The sequence below is a fragment of the Rossellomorea vietnamensis NBRC 101237 genome (assembly GCF_001591825.1).
GTDB lineage: Bacteria > Bacillota > Bacilli > Bacillales > Bacillaceae_B > Rossellomorea > Rossellomorea vietnamensis.
This window is the reverse complement of the sequence record NZ_BCVQ01000028.1, coordinates 34,254-51,343: the sequence shown is the minus strand read 5'-3', so window position 1 is coordinate 51,343 and position 17,090 is coordinate 34,254. Positions and strand designations below refer to the sequence as shown.

Genomic DNA, 17,090 nt, shown 5'->3' with positions numbered 1-17,090 from the left:
AGAATTCTTCGTTTGGTTCATCATTTCTTTCGCCATCGTGCGAACATTTACTTTCATAAATGACCAGACTATATCTTCACCCTCTATAAAAAGTAGGGGTTGGGCACTTCGGATTCACAATGCTGATGACCATTGTTTCACCTACGGATTTCATCACCATAGCTTTCGCCTTAGATGGTTTATCCTAGTCGTTGAACCTTCTCCACTCTTTCAAGACAGGAGCTTGGCTGCTGATTGCCCAATCTTTTCTTTTGTTAAAGCCTTTACGCTTGTCGTTTCCAACTACGTTGTGGCAAGAAAAGCTCTAAGGGGTTTCCAGCAATTCACCCAATAATAATCACTGGCCGTTACCAGCCAGGACGACTGTGCTTGTCACTGTTTAGGCAGCTAAAGCATAATCTACGTCACGGATACGTGATTCCGCTGCAGTTAGGTTTTCAGAAGAAGTGTTTAGGTTATTGATCGTGTGTTCTAAACGGTTTTGATATGATCCTAATTTCGATCTCTCAGAAGAAACAGTCTTAATTGCACTATCGATGACTGTAATAGCAGCAGTTGCATTTTCATGTGTTGAAACATCTAGAGCAGCTTCAGAACCAGTGCTATTTGTACCATCTGTAACTTTCAAGGATGATGTATATGAAGCAGTTTTCCCATCCACTGTTACAGTTCCAGCAGCGCCTCCTGTTATACCTAATGCTAATGCACGCATATCGTCAACTTGTACAGTGAAGCTCTGCTCAGTATTTGCACCAATTTGCAAGTCTGATTTAAACCCTAAATTCGATCCAACCGATGGTTTGGCTAAATCAACCCCAGTTGCTTGACCAGAGCTTTCAGTAAGGGTAATGGTTGATCCCACGGCACCTGCAGCGTCAAATCTTCCAGCTAAGGTTGAATTTGCATCAATGGCTGCCGCAAGACTAGTCGCTGCAGCATCGGTACTAGTATCTATACTGAATTGACCTCTACTAGCATCCGCTGTTCCTTTAACAGCAGTAAACTGTTGACCTGAAATTGTGATAGTTTCTCCAGCTACTAAATTATTTGAAATAGTAAATGATGAACTACCAAGTTGTTCAGTTACACCACCACTCAAAGAAATTTGTTTAGTGTCCAAATCTCCTTCTGCAAATGTTCCCGCTGTTAAAGTTACATCTGTAGTGATTGTTGGTTCTAAATCAGTAGCGGCTTTAATTGCAGTATTTACGTCAGCCCAACTAGCAGGTTTATTTGTGTCTCCCCATGCAACTGTAATCTCTTTTGTGCCAGTATTTATTGTAGCGGCTAAAGGATCTGCAGCAGTACCAGATTTAGCAAACTTAATTTTATAACCATTTAAAGTTGTATCTCCATCAGTTACAGCAGAAGCTGTTACAGATCCTGTTGTTCCACCAAAATCTGCTGAACCCTCAGCTGTTGCACTCTGAATACTTTGAGTCCCAATTGTAAAGTTATTAAGTTTCCCAGTGGTTTCTCCACCATTTAATAATTTTTGAGTATTAAATTCTGTAGTATTGCCTACTCTATTAATCTCTGAAGTTAGTTGATTAACCTCATTTTGAATTTCTTTTCTATCATCTGCTGTATTTGTACTATTCCCAGCTTGAACTGCTAACTCACGCATGCGTTGTAATATATCATGCGTTTCATTAAGAGCTCCTTCAGCAGTTTGAATCATTGAGATACCATCTTGTGAATTTCGAGATGCTTGGTCTAAGCCTCTAATTTGACCACGCATTTTTTCTGAAATTGCAAGACCAGCAGCATCATCTCCAGCACGGTTAATGCGAAGTCCTGAAGACAACTTCTCCATAGATTTACCTTGTGCTGTAGAAGCACTATTTAATTGACGGTACGTATTCAAAGCCGCAATATTATGATTAATTCTCATAACTTAAATTTCCTCCTTGAAAATAAGCCCACATCCATGTGAACTATCTAGTTTTTAGTTTGCAACAAGTCACAAAGGTCGGCCGCCCTTCTCCTCATTGCTTACAATACTATTATCGGTCGTTTCGACTAGTGTTTAATAGTTTCAGAAAAATAATTAATCATTTTTTGGCAAAAGATTAAACAGATTGTCGATTCCTTTGGAAGCTTCGGTGTTTTCATCCTGAATAGAGAGATAGACTTCTTTCCGATGGATATCTACGTTCTTTGGGGCATTGATCCCGAGTTTCACTTGATCTCCTTTTACAGAAATGACCGTTAGCTCAATGTCATCCCCAATTTGAATGCTTTCTCCCGTTTTCCTTGTCAGTACTAACATCCCCTCACCCCTTCTTTCCTGCAGTCTGAGCAAAGATCAGGTGCTTGGTTTGGTAGTCTGAGTTGGTTAAGATGACTTGTTTTCCTTTGCGATGTGCTAGGTTAAGAATGATAGGTGCCTGTAAATTAGCTGTAGATTCATTAAGCGTCTCTCGTACAGTAAGAATAGAAAGCACCTGCACTTCTTTTTCGGAAGGCTCCCCAAGAGACTCCACACTAGACTGATCCAACTCAAAATCATAATCCTTAAAAAACACAAACGGATCTGTCACCACAAACCCAAGCTGAGAAGTCTTCACAGATTGCAAGATATGAAACCACTCATTCTCCGGAAGTGGCAATAATACAAACTGCTTCTCCTCTCCAAACCCAGGGATCCCGTGTTCGAATGTCAAAATGTCTTCCGACTCCACTTCTATTTCTCCATGATATTTCGTATTGATTTTCATCCGCTTCATTCCTTCATTCTATATTTCTTGTTCGTAGTTAATACCGACGTGTTTTAAGTTTGCAAAATCAATTTGTAAGTCTGCGTATCGTTTCAAGCTAACATCCACCTGGGCTGGAGTATACTGTATATTGGGCTTTTGAGGACGAGAGTTATTCACCACTTTTTGCGGTTCAACGTTCACTTTGACACTTCCGGGGTGATAGCTGATTTTAACGCTTCCTGCAGATGGAATCCATCCTATGTTAAACTCATACATCGAATCTTCACTGTTTCGTTTAGCCTGGGCGGCAATCGCACCTCCGCCATTCTCAATCATCATCAGTTCATCCCCGTCCTGGGCGACACGGGCAAGTCCCGCCACCCAGTCTTCATATCCTTGTTGGGAATATTCTTCTATCCTGCGGCGCACCGACTTCAAATCCATATCGGCCCGTGCCTCGGTTTGATCAATGGTTAGCTTGGAAGACGTACGCTCAATTTCCATCTTTGCCTGTGGCTGCTGGATATCCAATTCTGCCGGTGGCTGTTCAATGTCCATACGGCCTGGAGTCGTCCGGATGCTAATGGCTGCTGACGTGGACTGCAATCTTATTTGTGGAACGTTCACACATACTCACCTCCATATAAAAAGGGACTAGACCCTAAGGTGACAAAACACCTTAAAGGGTCAGCCCCCTTGCTTTTATCGTAGAAAATCCATCAGTGTCGGCTGAATGATTCTGGCACCGACGCTGAGTGCAGCCCGATGGACACTTTCCTGGGTTTTCAAGTCTGTGATGACGCGTTCGATGTCTGCATCCTCATTATCAGATAGAATCCGATTCGCCGTTACTTCCTGTTGACCCAGTCGGTCGTCTACCATTTCTAGACGATTATAACGGGCACCAAGTTCTGAACGTTCTGCTGATAACGTGTTCATGACATTATCCAAATTCTCAAGCTCTGTATCAAGGGCTGAATCATCTCCTGACTCCAATGCTTTTTGAATGTTATGGACGGTGTCGAACAGTTTCTGGTTAAAGACCTTATTGGGATTAACATTGGCTTTTAAAGAAACGCCCTGTGAAACCTCTACGGGATAAGAATCGATGGCACTGTTGCCTAAATTGTCAGCGACCTGTGGAGCACTTCCATCTGCAGGATTGCCATCCTTAATCGGAGAATTCCCAACATCTGTTCCATGAAAAATATATCTTCCCGCTACTTTCGTTTCAGCTACACTGACAAGATCCTGTTTGATCTGTTCAATTTCTGTCGCAACAGCTTTCCGGTCTTCCGGACTCAATGTTCCATTTTTCCCCTGCAAAGTCAATTCCCGCACACGCTGCAATCCCTGATTCGCCTGTTCAATACCAGACTCCGAGTTCTCCATCCACAAATAAAGTTCCGATAAATTCCGCTTATACTGCTCAATCCCTGTCAGGTTCGAACGATAAAACATCCCTTTCATCGCAACAACCGGATCATCCGAAGGCTTCGTAATCTTCTTCCCTGTCGCCAGCTGGTCCTGCAGCTGACCCATTCGTCCATAAGAAGAACTTAAATTCCTCATCGAGTTTGCAGTTAGCATACTTTGAGTAACACGCATATCATTTCACCTGCCTATCTTCCAACGGTACCCATGCCGTTGATGATTTTGTCGAGCATTTCGTCCTGTAGTGTGATCATTCTAGCAGAGGCGTTGTAGGCATGCTGGAATTTGATCATGTCGGTCATTTCTTCGTCCAGGGACACACCGCTGACGGACATTCGGCGTTCGTCCACTGCTCCTCTTAGTACGCCAGAGTTGCTTGCGAGTCTTACAGATTCTTGTGATTCAACGGCCATTTTTCCGATCACGGATTCAAAGTGCCCTTGGAATGAGGCTTCTTTTTCACCGTAAGGCAGTTTAGTGGTTGTGATGATGTCGGCTAGTGCCAGGACATTGGATGCATCTCCGAGAGTCGGATTATCTGCACCGGCTGTTGCGATGTTATCGAGGTTGCTCATTTCATCGGCTACCTGGATTCTTTGCGCGAACCCTGCTTTCGGCACACCACCCAGAGCTGATGCGGCATTCATTGCATCCTGGAAGAACTTCGGTGTATCCGGAGTATCGGTGTCAGGATCAAAGTTTGGATCATTCATCTGTTCAGGTGTGAACCCTTGTTGATGCTGGTCATTGAATGCTTTGGCGAATTCGTACGCCATGCTGTCCAGTTCATCCAGCATACTCATGTAGGAGCCCTCTGCTTCACCGTCTTTATTTATGAAGCCGTATGTATCAATCAGGGCTCTGAGTTTCCCTTCACCTTGTGATAGGAAATCTTTGATATCGAGTGTTTGTTGACCTATTGCGACTGAATCCACCGAATTTTGAGGTCCATCATAGGTAAGCTTAACTTCATTTACGCCATTTTTGCCGACGAGGTTGACGGCCAGGTTTCCGTCTTTCCCGACCAAGGTGACTGTGACGGCACCTTCTGCGATGGGTGACGACGCTCCTCCATTAGATTGGTAGCTCGTTTGGATGGAAACATGCTGTGAAAGTTCATCGATTAATCGGTCACGCTCATCGTATAGATCATTTGGAAGATAGCCATGTGGTTCAACATCGGCTATTTGTTTATTGATGTTATCGATTTGTCTGGACAGGGAGTTAATTTGCTTTTCACTGACAGACAGTTCATTTTTCAAATCCCCACGGACACTTGTTAAAGAGGAGGATAAGTAGTTGAATGTTTCAGCAACAGCCTTCCCTCTTTCGACGACTACAGACCGTGCACCTGAATTGGACGGGTTAACCGCTAAATCCTGAAGGGACTGCCAGAACATATCCACCGTTTTCGATAAGCCTGAATCGGATGGTTCGTTCATGACCTCTTCCATCTTCTTCATCGCTTCCATTTTTGTTTCCCAGTAGCCAAGCTTTTGGTTTTCGCCTCTGTACTGCATGTCCAGGAATGAATCACGCACGCGTTGAATCGAACCGGCTTCGACTCCCGTTCCGATTTGGCCTGGGATTTGCGGACGGTTCATGGCTGGGGAAGGATAAGGTGTCGTTTGTTCAAAGTTTACACGTTGACGGGTATATCCAGGGGTATTCGCATTGGAGATGTTGTGGCCGGTTGTATAAAGGGCGCCCTGCTGGGTGTACATGCCTCGTTTTGCCGTTTCCAGGCCCATAAAAGTGGATCGCATGGTGTTGCCTCCGTTTCAATTAGTAAGTGCTATGCTTTCGAATCAAAGATGGATCGACTTGCCGGCGCTTTCTTTTCACCATTCGGTCGTGAATAGGTGGATTGATCCGGCAGTGGTTGCGTCATGGATAGATTCATATTCACAAATTGAAGAGATTGATAGACAAGCTTTTGATTCAGCTCATTCTGATCTTTCAATTCTCCGATGATACCGACCAGTTTTTGCTGCCAATGGGCAAGCGCTTCTTGTTCCTGGGGTGAACTGTGCTCGATGCACAGAGAGATCGTAGGAGCTTCGTTAAAAGCCAGTCCCCTTGATTGAAGATAGTGACTGGATTCTCTTTGTCGTTCTGCCTCCACCGTATTAATGGCGGCCAAATGCTTCTGTTCATCTTTCAATACACGATCAAGTTCACTCATATCACCTTTTTTGATGACATCCGTTTTATTCACAGAAAGGTCGAACAAACTTTTGTGCAGCTTATAGAGTTTTTCAAGTGTTGTTGTAAGGTTTGTGGCTGACATGTTTGTTCGCACTCCTTTATTGTCCGTTATAGAAATTCTTTAATCCTTTAGCAATGGCTTTCGGATCGATAGTGTAGTTACCAGTTTGAACTTGATCTTTTAGAGACTCTACTCTCGCCTGACGCTCTTTGCTGAGTTTGGAAACCTCCTGCATCTCTTTAGCAGCAGAAGAAATTTCGATTTTGTCGGATGCCGGTTTGCCAGCTTTCCCGACCTCATCCATTTTATTCAGGTTGCGCTTGTAAGGATTGATGTTCTGATTTCCAATAGAGTTAATCTTCATCATGTTCCCTCGCTTTCATCACGTCCATTGTTTCTACCTAGTATATCGGATACATAGGAGATTTGTTTAGTAATAGAGCCTGGTTAGTTCTTCCTCATTTATTTTACTCGATACTAGTTCTTTTCTCTCATGGTGTAATATGTTCTCTGACCTGATTCCTGGGATTTTTTCTTCCATTCCTGTTCGGTTTCGAACTTTTTCAGATCACTGGCAAGCTCTGATGAACAGTCACCGCAGATTCGTCCCGTCCCAATAATCTTCCCACATTTATCACAAGGATAACCCATATTCGGAAATTGCCTCGTCTGGATGCGGCCTTTTTTCACCCATTTATATAGAAGTTCCTCATCTACCCCGGTGATTTCAATAACTCGATTCATGGTTGCAGCGCGGTTCTCCCGCTTCTTCAAAAATTGGTAGACGGTCTCATACATACTTTCTTCTTCTCTATAACACTTGTCACACACATCACGGAACTTATTTTGCATAAAAATCGCGTTGCAGCGTGGACAGTTGATGATTTCTGACATATCTGTTTCCTCCCGGTGAAGCTTCTCTTACACTTTATATCGGCAGAAGTGGAGATTGCTTTAACCCCTCGCGAGAGTCAGTGAAGAAACCTCATCAGCCCCCGCTTCCTTCAGTAACTTTGCCGCCTGCCTCAATGTCGTCCCCGTCGTATAAATATCATCAAACAGCAGAATCGACTTGCCCCTCACATCACACTCTCCCAACCGAAAAACCTGCACCTGCCGAAGACGCTCCGCACGCGTCTTCTTCGACTGCTTCTCAGAATGCAAACGGGTGAGGATATGTGAGGGACGGACCTCTGCTTCTTCCAGTAGAGCGGTAGATTGATTGAACCCTCTTTCATAGAGTCGTTCATCGCTGAGGGGGATGGGGATGATGTGGTCAAATTCTATTTTTGTAAGATAGGATTTAATACTATGCGAGAAAGCTTTGACCAGTGCATAATCCCCCCGGTATTTGTATCTGGCCAAGTATTCTTTTAGAAAATCATTATAGTGATACAGTGAAACGTTTTTATGGAGGATTCCCCGCCACTCGGGATCCAGTTCCCACCGATGGCAGTCCAGGCAGATCTCTTCTTTTACAAGATTGGAAGGCAGTGTCTCCAGCGAACGGGAGCAGCCCCTGCAGCGCTCCCCTTCTATCTTTTCCAACTGACTCTTACATTCCTGACACAGAAATTGGGGTTCCCTGTAGAATAACCCCCTCCACGACCACACCTCTTTGACTTCGCTACTACAATTCAAACAGTTAGTGACCATGAAGCAACCCCCTTTTTTCCGCTTCTTTATTCATTTGGTCAATATGAAGGAGTGCCTTGATCATTTCCCTTGTGCGGCCGTAATGGAAATACACAATATCTCCTGTTGGATAATCAGCGCTCCTCCCCACCCTTCCGGCGATCTGAACGAGGGCACTTTCTGTGAAAATCTTTTCTTCTGCCCCAAGGACGGCCACATCGATGTTCGAAATCGTCACTCCCCGTTCTAGAATGGTCGTCGTGAGTAGAATCGGAATTTCTCCCTGTCTCATCTTCATTACTTTTTCTTTTCGTTTGGGATCTTCGGCGTGAACCGATTCAATGAGGGGATGCATGTCTTGAAATAGAGGCAGGGCCTTTTGCATAAGTTCGACAGTGGGAAAGAAAATCAGGGCTTGTTTGGATCCCTGGAGCCTTAATGAAGTCCATTTTTTCAGTGCAGGTGGAATACGGTTTTTCTTCAGGGGTTTTTTCCAGAGTCCGCACCAGACGAACTTGGGAAGGGGAATCGGATGCCGGTGGAAACGGGCCGGGATTCCAATGAAGTTTCTTTTTCCCCGGGCACATTCCTGTTGCGTTTTCTGATCCGGGGTTGCTGTCAGGTGAATGATGGAAGATTGGGGCTTCCTGGCTTTTTCTACTGCCCCTTGCAGGGAGGAATCGTAGGAATAGGGAAACGCGTCGACTTCGTCTATGATCATGACATCGAAGGCTTCTTTGTACCTGTAGAGTTGATGGGTAGTGGAGAGAACAAGTTGACCATAGCTATGTCGTTCCTCTGAGCCTCCGTACAGGGTGGTGACTCCCGTTTGAGGAAAGACTTTTTGGAGGCGGGGAGACAGTTCCAGGATGACATCTGTACGGGGTGCGGCAATGCAAACTCGCTTGTTTTTCTGAAGGGCTTCATCTATTCCTTCGAAAAGCACCTCCGTCTTACCGGCTCCGCATACGGCCCATACGAGAAGGTCGTTATTGGCTTGAATGGCAGTTTTCATTTGTTCCGAGGCAGCTTTTTGCGCCTGTGAAAGGGTACCGGTCCAGTCGAACGTTCCCGGGGGAGAATCCGGTTCTGGACCAATCCACCTTATGAGAGGTGTACATTCAGACACCCTTCCCATCATGATGCAGTTCCGGCAATAGGTGCATTCGGTGTGGCATCTGGAACAATTGAAGGTGGAAAATAGATGAGGTTTGTTAATTCCACAGCGATGACATTGACTTTCGTCCACACCTTTTTCATAGGAGACATAGCCATTCATATAGTGTTCTTGCAAAGTATTGATTGAAAATGGGATCTCGTCCACTAATAAAGACCGTCCACTTAGATAGGATTGCAGTTCTGCTGAAAATTGAAAGGCTGGATTGAGTGGTTGAGGCGGAATGGAAGTGAATTCCGAGATTTTTTGGAGAAGGGGGTGAGGTTCTTTTAAAAGAGGTTCAGGGATTAAGCTGTGATCCATTAAAGCAAAACGCAACTGCATCACTCCTTATGTTGGATAGTGTTGTATTCTACATTTGAGGTTGAAAATCCTGCCACCGTTAGAGAGTGCGGGAGTGTGTGTACCTGGTACATGATGACCAATTTGTACCAGGTACATTAAGCAAAGTTTGTACCTGGTACATCAAACGTCATTTGTACCTGGTACAAATCAAAAATCAGTAGCCAATCCCCTACCTACTCATCTTCCGAGCCCAGCCCATCCCCATCGAACCCTCACCTAAATGAGTCCCGATAACCGGACCGAAGTAACTCACATTGAATTCCACGTTCGGATACTTCTCCTGGAGCTCGTTTTTCCATTCAATCGCTTCGTCTTCCCGATTGGCATGGATAATGGAAGCTTGATAGGTTTCACCGGACTTCACCGCTTCTTCAAGGATGCCTTCCACCCGCTTTAATGCTTTCTTTTTTGTGCGGATTTTTTCAAATGGGACAATGACTTTGTCCACGAAGTGCAGCAGTGGTTTTACCTGTAACAGGCTTCCGATGATGGCCTGTGCTTGGGATAACCGTCCTCCGCGCTGCAGATGGGCAAGATCGTCCACCATGAAGTAGGCTTGTACAGATTCTTTCATTTCGTCCAATAATCCAACGATTTCTTCTGCCGTTTTTCCATCACGGGCAAGCTTGGCCCCTTCGATGGCGTAAAAGCCTTGGATCATGCAGCTGATCTCTGAGTCGTATGGGTATACTTTAATGCTCTGGACCATTTCACCTGCCTGCACGGCACCTTGGTATGTCCCGCTGATTCCGCTGGATAGGTGAATGGAGATGACGGCATCGTAGTCCTTGGAAAGTTTCTCGAACAGCTCGACGAATTTTCCGACCGGGGGCTGTGAAGTGGTGGGAAGCTTTTCCTGGATGCTGACTTCTTCGTAAAATTCACTTGCCGTAATGTCAACTTCTTCTTGATAGGTTTCTCCTCCGAAAATGACGCTTAGAGGGATCATATGTATGTTGAGTCGATCACGCAATTCTTTCGGGATGTAGGCGGTACTATCCGTTACAATTGCCGTTTTCATATAGAATTACCATCCTTATGTTTTATTTTTAATCGCATGAGCTATGCGTTAGTCTACCTTATGTATCTTACTCATTTTATATGAAAATAAGTTGGTTTGCATTAATTTCTAGGGAGTTTCGATGCCCGGAAACTAAACAAACGTTTGATTAAAGGTCTTACCTCGTCCCTGCCGGCAGGGATGTGATGATTTTTTTTGATTTTCTGGACGATAGGAAAACCCCTGCGAATATGATGAGCAGGCCTAAGATGAGATTGTGGGTCACGGGTTCCCTTAGAAGCACGAATCCCCAGATCATCGCCGTACCCGGAATCAGGTATGTCACAGTCGAGGCAAATTCGGGGCTTCCGTTGGTCATGATGTAGAAATACAGAAGCGTCGCCACACCAGACCCGAGACAGCCCAGGCCAAGAATACCGAGGATGACCTCACCTGACGCTAAATCACTGACAGAGATGGGATCCGTTATCATCATGCCGACAAACCCGAACGCGGCCCCGATCAACAGCTGAAAGGTCGAGATGACGACTACACTCGTTCCTGCCAGATATTTCTTCGTGAACTGAGAAGCAAACGCGTAGCTCATCGTAGCCAAAATCATCGTTCCCACCCCGACAAAATCAGACGAGAAGATACCGCTCACTTCAAAGTTCATCAGCACGAGGATGCCGATGAAACCGACCAGGATCCCGATCCATTGAAACCCCGTCAATACAACCGAGAAGAATAAAAACCCAACCAATCCCGTCCAAATCGGCGTGGTTGCATTCAGGATGGAAGCCGTATTGCTGTTGATTTGCGTTTCACTTAAGGCGATCAGGGTCCACGGTAGAGCCGCATTGCCGATCCCCACAACCAGGAGTTTCCATAAAGGAAGTGATTTCTTCCCTTCTCGTTTCCTCTGTATGAAAAAGATCGGAAGAAGAACGAGTGCCCCTGCAAGACACCGTAAAAACACCGTCCCCCACACTCCTGCCGGTTCTACTAACCATTTTATAAAGACGAAAGACATTCCCCATATCAGGCTTAAGCCGATTAGAGCGGTGTATAATCGTGCCAACTGGCTCCCCCCTCTCTTTTGTTTTCGAAATGTATATTTTAGTAGATGAATAGATGTTATAGCATATTCCGTTATTCTAACTTAAACCCAGACAAAAGGAAATGTTTTCTCAACACAAAAAAACCAGCCTACTTTGTCCCATAGTCTGGTTTAAATATATTATTTGAATTTCATATTATTTATTTTTTGGCGCTTGGGACAGGCTTCAATCTCCGATACTTTCTTACTCTTGCAGCTTCCAGTTCATTATTTTCCTTGGCATCTCTTTCAAACAACTCACGCGCTTTTGAATAAATCATGGACATGGTGCTCACCCTCCTTTTTGTAAAATGTAGTAGACTTTTCCCCATTTTATGTGTTTAAAACCAAATTTCTTAAAATTATCTGGATTCTTTTTTTCTGCTTTCCAGATAGGCCTTTTCTTCTTTGGATGAGAGTAAGTCTGTTGCAATTCCGACATTTCCGTCCTGGATCCTCCAGATGGTATTGTGGTCACTGACAGCTTCTGAAAAGTTCCCATCTTTCCATCTGGATAGAATTTCGTTGTAGGTCGATTCATGATTGTATTTGTTCACCTCTAATTGGGCTAATAAGTAGTCGATTCGTTCATCCGAAATCTCGAAAAAGGACCACTTTTCTTCTGCTTTCACTTTCTGGTGACTCATCGCATGGATATACTGCAGGATGAGCTTTTCACTCAATGGCGTTTTAACTTTCTCACCGAATGGATTTTCCTCCCTGCTTACATTTCCGGTTGAACTTGTTTCTACACCTTCAGTCGAAACATTGCTCCCTTCTCCTTTTGTAAAAGGATTGGTTTCTAACGTTCCGAGTGCAATATATACTCCGAGACCCGTTACAAGTAATACACTTAATAATATGATTCCGACATGTTTCTTTTTCACGGAAAGCCCCCTGTTCCATTCTATTATGTTGTTACTTCTTCTAGTTGGTATGAGAATTGTCCTGCTTAGATAGATATATTTCGAAAGACACAGTCTTTACTGTGGTTGTATATCATGCATGACTGCTATATAATACTCAATGTTTGTAAATTCATTTCCAACTCTACATAAAGGGAGATCTGATAGATTTGAAGAATCAGTCGTGGTTGTCACTTCAGTTCTTTGCGATATTTTTTACTTGGGGGATTTTCATACCTTACTGGACAGCGTGGTTAGTGGAAAGTAAGGATTTCTCTATTTCGGCTGCAAGTACAGTGATTGCCGTCGGGATGATTTCCCGTTCGTTTTCGAGCTTTTTCGTATTTCCGAAGTTGAGCCAGACGGTTTCTTTGGGACGGTTATCAAGATGGATTGTATTGATTTCAGGGGCAGCATTGCTGTTGTTCCTGCCGATGGATTCATTCGGGATGGTAATCGGGTGTATGGTGTTATTCAGCCTTGTGTATCCAATGCTGCTTCCTATGGTAGAGAGCATGGCGGCTGTGATGATGAAGGAAGATGGAATTGATTATGGGCGGAGCCGTTCCTGGGGATCGATCGGGTATACGACCGCACTGCTTGCGGTTGGATTTCTGACGTCGATTTTTACAGAGGGGGCCGTGATTTATCTTCTGTTTGGCGGAATCGTCGTGATCTTGCTTTCTTCCCTCGCGAAATTACCACAGTCCATGAGCGGAACACGTGGTCAGGAGAAGCTTTCTTACAGGAGTCTTCTGAAATCCCGTAAGTTTGTCTGGGCGATGGTGATCGTTGTCTTGATTCAGGGAGCACATGCTTCTTATTATAATTATGGCGTTCTTTATTTGAAGGAATTAGATGTGAGTGCCGTTTATATCGGCGTAATCTTAAATGTTGCCGTATTGTCGGAAATCCTGTTCTTTGCGTTTTCCGACCGACTGTTAAAAGGAAAGAGCATTTCCGTCATGTTCATAATAGCAGCAGGGGCTGCTGTGACGCGTTGGACTTTGTTGTTCCTCTTCCCCAGCACCCCTGTCTTCATCTTTACCCAACTTTTTCACTCCCTAACCTTCGGATTGACCCATTATGCATTTATGCGGTTGATTTATGAAGAATTGGAGAGCAAGGATATCCCGGCTGCCCAAGGTGTGTACACTTCCCTTGGAATGGGATTGAGTACGGCGGTGCTGACGTTTATCGGTGGCTTCTTGTATGATATCTCACCTGGTGCGGCATTTATGGGAATGGCCGTTGTTGTGGCTCCATGCGTGGTGCTTGGTGGTTGGATGTATTGGAAGTATGATCGTGGAGTTGAAGGTGTGTTTAGTTATAAATAAGGAAGGGCCGTTCGGGATGTTTGATTCCGGGCGGTTTTTTTTGATGTGAACTAAAAAACGCCCCACCCTCAACAGGCAGGACGTTCCAATCAAACTTAAAATCTTTTATACCCAACAAACTTAGGATTCCAATACGTATTGCTCAACTTCGAAACCACTACCCCACTGTCAGATGCGTGGATGAATTCCCCGTTCCCAACGTAGATCCCCATGTGGCTGATACCGGCTTTGTAGGTGTTCTCGAAAAATACGAGGTCGCCTGGTTTCGGGCTGGATACGAAGGTTGATTTGCTGTAGTAGCCTTCTGTGTTCGTACGTGCAATCGATTGTCCTGCTTGGTTGAAGACGTAGTAGATGAAGCCGCTGCAGTCGAAGCCGGATGGTGATGTGCCTCCCCATGCGTACGGAGTTCCTACGTATTTCTTGGCGATGTCGACGACGTTTAATGATGAAGTTTGAGTTACTCCACCTGATGTACCGTTAATTGAAAGCTTTTGACCGACGTAAATGGTGCTTGAGCTTAGGTTGTTCCAGGACATGATGTCTGACACACTGACATCATAGCGCACGCTAATGTGAGATAGGGTATCCCCTGATTGAACGGTGTATGTACTTGATCCCGCAGGAGGCGTACTAATTCCACTTCCCGAAACGATCAACGTCTGCCCCGGATAAATCACATCACTCGTCAGGTTGTTCCATGATTTCAATTCAGAAACATAAACATCAAACTTAGCACCAATTTTTGAAAGATAGTCACCAGATTGGACGGTGTACGTTTTCCCGGTAGATGGCGCTGACACTTCAAGTACTTGATTCACATAGATCATATCAGAGCTCAGGTTATTCCAGTTTTTAAGGTTTGAAACGGAAGTATCATATTTATATGCAATCACGGAAAGGGAATCACCTGATTGTACGCGGTAAGAAGCCGCTTCCGTTGAATTGGCAGCCATTGTCGAGATTAGAGCAGCAGTAGTAAAGGCGATGATTGTTTTTTTCAAAAAAATGTCTCCTTCATTCATATTGTCGAATTTTGTTGCTTGTTCATTATGGCTGAAGGAGATTGATATTTTAATAGGCTGAAATTCTTATCTGAAGAAAATTAAGGAAGAAACCCCAGTATAATCACACTTGGTACTTTATGGTGCTATTTCCAACTCTTCTAATAGTCGAGAGCTTTCTATATATAAAGTTGGTCCTAAGTGTATTCCAGCATAAAACTCAGATTCACTGTACTACCGCTCTTCCCTACAAAACCGTGGGAAAACACACTTCTACACCTTCTGAAATTCCGCTTCCGCTATCCCGTTTATGAGAAAATGTCATTCTCCATGTTATAAGTTGGATTCCAAGCATTGACCATCAGGTTTTGATTCATTTGTAATGGTTCAATGTGTGCTTTGAGTTTATAGTAAGACAAATTCATGTAAAAAGTCATACCTCCCTGCCACACACACCAACCCTTTCATGTACTCCGGCCGTCCAAAATGAAAACGGCTACACTTTTTCGTTGACAACTTGTATATACATGAATACAATAAGAGTATATCTTGTATATACAACACTCCCCCAAAATGAAAGCGTTTTGATAAAAGCATGATGTAAAGCGTTTTTCACATACTATTTAGGGGAATTCCATTAATAGAAATGAAAGCGGGTACAAGTTAGGCGCCCGGCAGCTTTCACCATTCCAAGGGAGGGAATTTCATGAGCGTGAAACGTGAAGACGTTCTCGAAATCATTGAAGCGATTGGCGGCAAGGATAATATCCGCACGGCCACGCACTGTGTGACTCGTCTACGGCTTGTGCTGAATGATGAGAAGAAAGTGGATAAAGAAAGATTAGAGGCAATTGATCTGGTGAAGGGTTCCTTCTCATCCAACGGTCAGTTCCAGGTTGTCATTGGACAAGGTCTTGTGAATAAAGCGTATCAAATCCTGGCGGAGGAAACAGGAATCGAGCAGGCATCGAAACAGGATGTAAAAGATGCGGCGACTCAGAATCTGAATCCCCTGCAGCGCGCGATCAAGGTACTGGCGGATATCTTCATTCCGATCCTGCCGGCGATCGTAACGGCCGGTTTGTTGATGGGTCTGAATAATATTCTGACCGGACCGGGGATTTTCTATGATGAGAAATCGGTCATCGATGTTCATAAGCAGTGGGCTGATTTTGCCTCGATCATTAACTTGATTGCCAACACGGCCTTTGTGTTCCTGCCAGGGTTGATTGGTTGGTCAGCGGTCAAGCGATTCGGCGGAAGTCCATTACTCGGTATCGTATTAGGTCTTATGCTTGTTCATCCGGACTTACTGAACGCTTGGTCCTATGCAAGTGCAGAAAAGATTCCTACATGGAACCTATTTGGATTTGAGGTCGACAAGATCGGGTATCAGGGACAAGTTCTTCCGATCCTATTCGCTTCCTATCTATTAGCGAAGATTGAAATGTTCCTGGATAAGAGAGTTCATGATTCCATCAAGCTATTGGTCGTGGCTCCTGTAGCCCTTCTGATTACCGGATTTGCCGCTTTCATCCTGATCGGACCTGTGACCTTCTTCATTGGTAACATGTTGACGGACAGCGTCGTGTGGGTGTTCGATCACGTATCATGGTTAGGTGGTCTCCTGTATGGTGGTTTATACGCCGTCATGGTTATCACAGGGATGCACCATACGTTCCTTGCAGTAGACTTACAGCTCGTGGGTAGTGAGGGTGGAACATTCCTATGGCCGATCCTTGCACTATCAAATATTGCACAAGGTTCAGCAGCGCTTGCCATGATGGTGGTAGCGAAGAAAGAAAACGAAAAGCTTCGCGGCCTGGCTGGTACGTCAGCCATCTCGGCTTATCTTGGAATTACAGAACCGGCGATGTTCGGGGTCAACCTGCGCTACCGCTACCCATTCATCAGTGCCTTGATCGGCTCTGCTATCGGTGGTGTGTTGCTTGCGATGACAGGAACGAAAGCATTCTCCATCGGTGTAGGTGGATTGCCAGGATTCCTATCGATCATTCCTGAATACTGGCTTCCGTTCTTCATCGGAATGGCCATCTGTATTGTCGTACCGTTCGTACTGACAATCGTCTGGTCCAAATTCAGCAAAAATGAAGCAGCCTAAACAATAGAGAGAAAACAGTTGCAACAACTTGTATATACAAGTTAAACTAAGGGGGACAAATGAATTCTTAGCACTTATCTGTAAAGGATAGTGATGGGGATGTTTGTCTCCCTTTTCAATT

The 17,090-nt window shown here is 44.6% G+C and carries 18 protein-coding genes; 2 read left to right on the top strand and 16 right to left on the bottom strand.

Translation table 11 applies throughout. From position 1 onward, the window contains the following. Window positions 1-379: 379 nt before the first annotated feature. The 15 genes from BVI01S_RS23180 to BVI01S_RS14370 form a co-directional block, all read right to left on the bottom strand. Entirely contained in the window at window positions 380-1,894 is a 1,515-nt protein-coding gene (locus BVI01S_RS23180) for a flagellin N-terminal helical domain-containing protein (protein WP_082804750.1), read from the bottom strand. Between the two features lie 156 nt (window positions 1,895-2,050). Beyond that, window positions 2,051-2,272, bottom strand: a complete 222-nt coding sequence (gene csrA, locus BVI01S_RS14430) for a carbon storage regulator CsrA (RefSeq protein WP_061810737.1) — start codon at window positions 2,270-2,272, stop codon at window positions 2,051-2,053. Between the two features lie 4 nt (window positions 2,273-2,276). Next, window positions 2,277-2,720, bottom strand: coding sequence for a flagellar assembly protein FliW (fliW, locus tag BVI01S_RS14425; RefSeq protein ID WP_061810736.1), 444 nt, complete (start codon window positions 2,718-2,720; stop codon window positions 2,277-2,279). An 18-nt stretch (window positions 2,721-2,738) separates the two neighbouring features. Then, a complete protein-coding gene (locus tag BVI01S_RS14420; protein ID WP_061810735.1) occupies window positions 2,739-3,329 on the bottom strand; it encodes a DUF6470 family protein in 591 nt (196 codons plus the stop codon). A gap of 75 nt (window positions 3,330-3,404) precedes the next feature. Beyond that, entirely contained in the window at window positions 3,405-4,310 is a 906-nt protein-coding gene (gene flgL, locus BVI01S_RS14415) for a flagellar hook-associated protein FlgL (protein WP_061810734.1), read from the bottom strand. 14 nt (window positions 4,311-4,324) lie between these two features. Further along, window positions 4,325-5,902: a flagellar hook-associated protein FlgK gene (gene flgK, locus BVI01S_RS14410; RefSeq protein ID WP_061810733.1), complete on the bottom strand. Its 1,578-nt coding sequence runs from the start codon at window positions 5,900-5,902 to the stop codon at window positions 4,325-4,327. A 29-nt stretch (window positions 5,903-5,931) separates the two neighbouring features. After that, window positions 5,932-6,426 (bottom strand): flagellar protein FlgN, encoded by a 495-nt coding sequence (locus BVI01S_RS14405; RefSeq protein ID WP_061810732.1) that lies wholly within the window; start codon window positions 6,424-6,426, stop codon window positions 5,932-5,934. A gap of 16 nt (window positions 6,427-6,442) precedes the next feature. Then, a complete protein-coding gene (gene flgM, locus BVI01S_RS14400) occupies window positions 6,443-6,712 on the bottom strand; it encodes a flagellar biosynthesis anti-sigma factor FlgM (protein WP_369690890.1) in 270 nt (89 codons plus the stop codon). A 110-nt stretch (window positions 6,713-6,822) separates the two neighbouring features. Next, window positions 6,823-7,239 carry a TIGR03826 family flagellar region protein gene (locus BVI01S_RS14395; protein ID WP_061810730.1) on the bottom strand — a complete coding sequence of 139 codons (417 nt, stop codon included), beginning with the start codon at window positions 7,237-7,239 and terminating at the stop codon, window positions 6,823-6,825. 60 nt (window positions 7,240-7,299) lie between these two features. After that, window positions 7,300-8,001 carry a ComFC family protein gene (locus BVI01S_RS14390; protein WP_061810729.1) on the bottom strand — a complete coding sequence of 234 codons (702 nt, stop codon included), beginning with the start codon at window positions 7,999-8,001 and terminating at the stop codon, window positions 7,300-7,302. Beyond that, window positions 7,991-9,481 carry an ATP-dependent helicase ComFA gene (locus BVI01S_RS14385; protein WP_174523038.1) on the bottom strand — a complete coding sequence of 497 codons (1,491 nt, stop codon included), beginning with the start codon at window positions 9,479-9,481 and terminating at the stop codon, window positions 7,991-7,993. Before BVI01S_RS14385 ends, BVI01S_RS14390 begins: the two co-directional genes overlap by 11 nt. Window positions 9,482-9,671: 190 nt before the next feature. Next, on the bottom strand, window positions 9,672-10,523 hold the full coding sequence (locus BVI01S_RS14380) for a DegV family protein (protein ID WP_061810727.1): 852 nt from the start codon (window positions 10,521-10,523) through the stop codon (window positions 9,672-9,674). 157 nt (window positions 10,524-10,680) lie between these two features. Then, complete coding sequence (locus tag BVI01S_RS14375; protein ID WP_082804749.1) at window positions 10,681-11,583, bottom strand: DMT family transporter; 903 nt, start codon at window positions 11,581-11,583, stop codon at window positions 10,681-10,683. Between the two features lie 179 nt (window positions 11,584-11,762). Further along, window positions 11,763-11,888, bottom strand: coding sequence for a hypothetical protein (locus BVI01S_RS23175; RefSeq protein ID WP_256503928.1), 126 nt, complete (start codon window positions 11,886-11,888; stop codon window positions 11,763-11,765). 75 nt (window positions 11,889-11,963) lie between these two features. Then, complete coding sequence (locus BVI01S_RS14370) at window positions 11,964-12,488, bottom strand: DUF6241 domain-containing protein (RefSeq protein ID WP_061810726.1); 525 nt, start codon at window positions 12,486-12,488, stop codon at window positions 11,964-11,966. A 188-nt stretch (window positions 12,489-12,676) separates the two neighbouring features. Here BVI01S_RS14370 and BVI01S_RS14365 point away from each other — a divergent pair, with 188 nt between their 5' ends. Further along, window positions 12,677-13,843 (top strand): MFS transporter, encoded by a 1,167-nt coding sequence (locus BVI01S_RS14365; protein ID WP_061810725.1) that lies wholly within the window; start codon window positions 12,677-12,679, stop codon window positions 13,841-13,843. 95 nt (window positions 13,844-13,938) lie between these two features. Here BVI01S_RS14365 and BVI01S_RS14360 read toward each other — a convergent pair whose 3' ends face one another. Then, entirely contained in the window at window positions 13,939-14,847 is a 909-nt protein-coding gene (locus BVI01S_RS14360; RefSeq protein WP_061810724.1) for a C40 family peptidase, read from the bottom strand. Between the two features lie 706 nt (window positions 14,848-15,553). Here BVI01S_RS14360 and treP point away from each other — a divergent pair. Beyond that, window positions 15,554-16,969 carry a PTS system trehalose-specific EIIBC component gene (treP, locus tag BVI01S_RS14355; protein ID WP_061810723.1) on the top strand — a complete coding sequence of 472 codons (1,416 nt, stop codon included), beginning with the start codon at window positions 15,554-15,556 and terminating at the stop codon, window positions 16,967-16,969. The last annotated feature ends 121 nt before the right edge of the window (window positions 16,970-17,090 follow it).

Excerpts from the sequence above, each read along its gene's own strand:
- BVI01S_RS14405 (WP_061810732.1), bottom strand. The coding sequence starts at position 6,426 with ATGTCAGCCACAAACCTTACAACAACACTTGAAAAACTCTATAAGCTG.
- BVI01S_RS23175 (WP_256503928.1), bottom strand. The coding sequence starts at position 11,888 with ATGTCCATGATTTATTCAAAAGCGCGTGAGTTGTTTGAAAGAGATGCC.
- flgK (WP_061810733.1), bottom strand. The coding sequence starts at position 5,902 with ATGCGATCCACTTTTATGGGCCTGGAAACGGCAAAACGAGGCATGTAC.
- flgM (WP_369690890.1), bottom strand. The coding sequence starts at position 6,712 with ATGATGAAGATTAACTCTATTGGAAATCAGAACATCAATCCTTACAAG.
- csrA (WP_061810737.1), bottom strand. The coding sequence starts at position 2,272 with ATGTTAGTACTGACAAGGAAAACGGGAGAAAGCATTCAAATTGGGGAT.
- BVI01S_RS14390 (WP_061810729.1), bottom strand. The coding sequence starts at position 8,001 with ATGGTCACTAACTGTTTGAATTGTAGTAGCGAAGTCAAAGAGGTGTGG.
- BVI01S_RS14380 (WP_061810727.1), bottom strand. The coding sequence starts at position 10,523 with ATGAAAACGGCAATTGTAACGGATAGTACCGCCTACATCCCGAAAGAA.
- treP (WP_061810723.1), top strand. The coding sequence starts at position 15,554 with ATGAGCGTGAAACGTGAAGACGTTCTCGAAATCATTGAAGCGATTGGC.
- flgL (WP_061810734.1), bottom strand. The coding sequence starts at position 4,310 with ATGCGTGTTACTCAAAGTATGCTAACTGCAAACTCGATGAGGAATTTA.
- BVI01S_RS14385 (WP_174523038.1), bottom strand. The coding sequence starts at position 9,481 with ATGCAGTTGCGTTTTGCTTTAATGGATCACAGCTTAATCCCTGAACCT.
- BVI01S_RS14395 (WP_061810730.1), bottom strand. The coding sequence starts at position 7,239 with ATGTCAGAAATCATCAACTGTCCACGCTGCAACGCGATTTTTATGCAA.
- BVI01S_RS23180 (WP_082804750.1), bottom strand. The coding sequence starts at position 1,894 with ATGAGAATTAATCATAATATTGCGGCTTTGAATACGTACCGTCAATTA.
- fliW (WP_061810736.1), bottom strand. The coding sequence starts at position 2,720 with ATGAAAATCAATACGAAATATCATGGAGAAATAGAAGTGGAGTCGGAA.